Origin of the sequence: Desulfofundulus thermobenzoicus (assembly GCF_009428905.1) — a bacterium.
GTDB classification, from domain to species: domain Bacteria; phylum Bacillota; class Desulfotomaculia; order Desulfotomaculales; family Desulfovirgulaceae; genus Desulfofundulus_A; species Desulfofundulus_A thermobenzoicus.
The window spans coordinates 1-3,777 of record NZ_WHYR01000092.1; the positions used below are offsets into that span (position 1 = coordinate 1).

General features: G+C 56.7%; 2 rRNA genes. Both read right to left on the reverse strand.

The features are described from left to right. Positions 1-10 precede the first annotated feature (10 nt). A 5S ribosomal RNA gene (gene rrf, locus GFC01_RS17495) occupies positions 11-126 on the reverse strand. Between the two features lie 212 nt (positions 127-338). Then, positions 339-3,731: ribosomal RNA gene (locus GFC01_RS17500) — 23S ribosomal RNA — on the reverse strand. Positions 3,732-3,777 lie beyond the last annotated feature (46 nt).

Below are 3,777 nucleotides of genomic sequence, written 5' to 3' on the forward strand. Positions count from 1 at the left end.
TTTAAATATTTTGCAGCGGCGACCTGCTCTCCCAGGGGTCCACCCCCCGGTACCATCGGCCCTGGAGGGCTTAACTGCCGTGTTCGGGATGGGAACGGGTGTTTCCCCTCCGGTATGGCCACTGCAAATCGGATGTCGGAAGTCAGAGGCCGGAGGTCGGAATTCTTCAAACCCCTTAGCTCCGATTTCTCACGGATAATGTTCCCTCAAAACTTCACAGTGGGTTTAAATTCGTCTCTGCCGCCGGTTATCGTAGTCTTAGCCGGCTTTAACCTGGAAACCGCCTCAGCGGTTTCCTTCTTAATCCGACTTCCGACCTCCGACTCCCGACGACTGTTCTGGTCAAGCCCTCGACCGATTAGTACCGGTCCGCTCAACGCATTGCTGCGCTTACACGCCCGGCCTATCTACCTGGTAGTCTTCCAGGGGTCTTACTGGCTTATGCCATGGGAAACCTCATCTCGAGGGGGGCTTCGCGCTTAGATGCTTTCAGCGCTTATCCTCACCAGACTTGGGTACCCAGCGCTGCCCCTGGCGGAACAACTGGTACGCCAGCGGTCTGTCCATCCCGGTCCTCTCGTACTAGGGACAGCTCCTCTCAGGTTTCCTGCGCCTGCGACGGATAGGGACCGAACTGTCTCACGACGTTCTGAACCCAGCTCACGTACCGCTTTAATGGGCGAACAGCCCAACCCTTGGGACCTACTCCAGCCCCAGGATGCGATGAGCCGACATCGAGGTGCCAAACCTCCCCGTCGATGTGAACTCTTGGGGGAGATAAGCCTGTTATCCCCGGGGTAGCTTTTATCCGTTGAGCGACGGCGCTTCCACTCGCAACCGCCGGATCACTAAGCCCGACTTTCGTCCCAGCTCGACCTGTGTGTCTCGCTGTCAAGCTCCCTTAACGCCTTTGCACTCTTCCGCGCGATTTCCAACCGCGCTGAGGGAACCTTTGGGCGCCTCCGTTACCTTTTGGGAGGCGACCGCCCCAGTCAAACTGCCCACCTGACACTGTCCACGAGCCGGCTTCACGGCCCTTTGTTAGAACTCCAATATCCCAAGGGTGGTATCCCAACGCTGGCTCCACCGCGGCTGGCGCCACGGCTTCCCCGCCTCCCACCTATCCTGTACATGCAATACCGAAGTCCAATGTCAGGCTGCAGTAAAGCTCCACGGGGTCTTTCTGTCCTGTCGCAGGTAACCCGCATCTTCACGGGTATTACAAGTTCGCCGAGCCCCTCGTTGAGACAGTGCCCAAATCGTTACGCCTTTCGTGCGGGTCGGAACTTACCCGACAAGGAATTTCGCTACCTTAGGACCGTTATAGTTACGGCCGCCGTTTACTGGGGCTTCGGTTCGGAGCTTCGGGTTTCCCCTGACCCTTCCCCTTAACCTTCCAGCACCGGGCAGGCGTCAGCCCCTATACTTCATCTTCCGATTTTGCAGGGACCTGTGTTTTTGGTAAACAGTCGCTTGGGCCTTTTCTCTGCGGCCCCCTCGCGCTCCAGCAGTTCTACCTTCACGCTGACGGGGCACCCCTTCTCCCGAAGTTACGGGGTCATTTTGCCGAGTTCCTTAACGAGGGTTCTCTCGCGCGCCTCGGGATCCTCACCCCGCCTACCTGTGTCGGTTTCCGGTACGGGCACCTTGCGGTCTCGTTAGAGGTTTTTCTTGGCAGCCTGGGTGTCAGCCACTTCGGTACTCTTGTTCCCTCCCCGTCACCTCTCGGGCCTTACGTGGGACGGTTTTGCCTGCCCCACACCCTACTGGCTTGGACGCGCTTTTCCAGCCGCGCGCCTGGCTTTCCCTTCTGCGTCACCCCATCCTGCAAACGACCTCAAGGTGGCATCGGATTTTCAACCGATTGTCCATCGCCTACGCTTTCAAGCCTCGGCTTAGGTCCCGGCTTACCCTGGGCGGACGACCCTTCCCCAGGAATCCTTAGGCTTTCGGCGGGCAGGATTCTCACCTGCCTTTGCGCTTACTTATACCGGCATTCTCTCTTGTGTAAACTCCACCGCTCCTCCCGGTACGGCTTCGTCGCTTACACAACGCTCCCCTACCACCTGAGAGGTGAGATGTGAGAAGTGAGATGTGAGAATACTTACTTCCATGTTTCGATCAGGCGATATATCTGTTTGCCCAGCACGTCATACTCTGTTATGAGCTTTTCTGTGTTCCGGTAATCCAGGTCCTGGATCATGCTAGGAAGTACCTGTATCTCATTGGATGAGCCTAAAGCATTGCGTAAAAAGTGCTTGAACTCTGCCTGCGAGTTTTTCCTCCCGTATCCTTCGGCAATGTTTGCCGGAATGGATACGGCTGCTTTGCGCAACTGATGACCAAGCTCATACCGCTCGACCTCCGGCAATTCCCGCGTTAGCTTATGCACTTCCAACGCAAGCACATAGCTTTTCTGATATATCGCCAGGTCACGGAAGCTCGTTATTCCCACTTCCAACCTCTCACCTCTCACCTCTCAGATCCGCGGCTTCGGTGCGGTGCTTGAGCCCCGTTTCATTTTCGGCGCAGGGTCACTTGACCAGTGAGCTATTACGCACTCTTTGAATGGTGGCTGCTTCTAAGCCAACATCCTGGTTGTCTGCGCAACCCCACATCCTTTCCCACTTAGCACCGCTTGGGGACCTTAGCCGGCGGTCCGGGCTGTTCCCCTTTCGACTACGAATCTTAGCACCCGCAGTCTGACTCCCGTACACCAAGTAGCCGGCATTCGCAGTTTGATTGGGTTCGGTAACCCGGGTAGGCCCCTAGCCCAGTCAGTGCTCTACCTCCGGTACTTTCGTACGAGGCTAGCCCTAAAGCTATTTCGGGGAGAACCAGCTATTTCCGGGTTCGATTGGCATTTCACCCCTACCCACACCTCATCCACCGCCGTTTCAACGACGGTTGGTTCGAGCCTCCACTAAATTTTACTTTAGTTTCACTCTGGACATGGGTAGCTCACCCGGTTTCGGGTCTACTCCAGCGAACTGCACGCCCTGTTCAGACTCGCTTTCGCTCCGGCTCCGGCCTTTCTAGCCTTAACCTCGCCCGCTGGATGTAACTCGCCGGTCCGTTCTACAAAAAGTACGCCGTCACGCGTTTAACGCGCTCCGACTGCTTGTAGGCATACGGTTTCAGGTTCTCTTTCACTCCCCTCCCGGGGTGCTTTTCACCTTTCCCTCACGGTACTGGTTCACTATCGGTCGCTTTGGGTATTTAGCCTTGGAAGGTGGTCCTCCCTGTTTCCCGCAGGGTTCCACGTGTCCCGCGGTACTTGGGATGCTTCCCACGCCCTCCCCCTTTTCGCCTACAGGGTTGTTACCTTCTGTGACGGGGCTTTCCAGCCCTCTTCGGCTAAGAGGTCCGGCGCTTTACGGGAAGTCCCGCAACCCCCGGCACTCAACTCAAAACTTGCCCTTTTTTTATGCATAAGACAAGCTCTGAGTTGAGTGCCGGGTTTAGGCTGTTCCCTTTTCGCTCGCCGCTACTGGGGGAATCGCTTTTGCTTTCTTTTCCTCCGGGTACTAAGATGTTTCAGTTCCCCGGGTGCCCCCCCGGCACCTATGGATTCAGTGCCGGGTGACGGGGTTTCCCCCGCCGGGTTGCCCCATTCGGAAACCCACGGATCAATGCCTGTTTGCGGCTCCCCGTGGCTTTTCGCAGCTTACCACGTCCTTCATCGGCCCAAAGCGCCAAGGCATCCACCGTATGCCCTTCGTATCTTGACCTCGACGAACTTTCTCCCACTGTGAAGTTTTCAAGGAACAGTTGGTC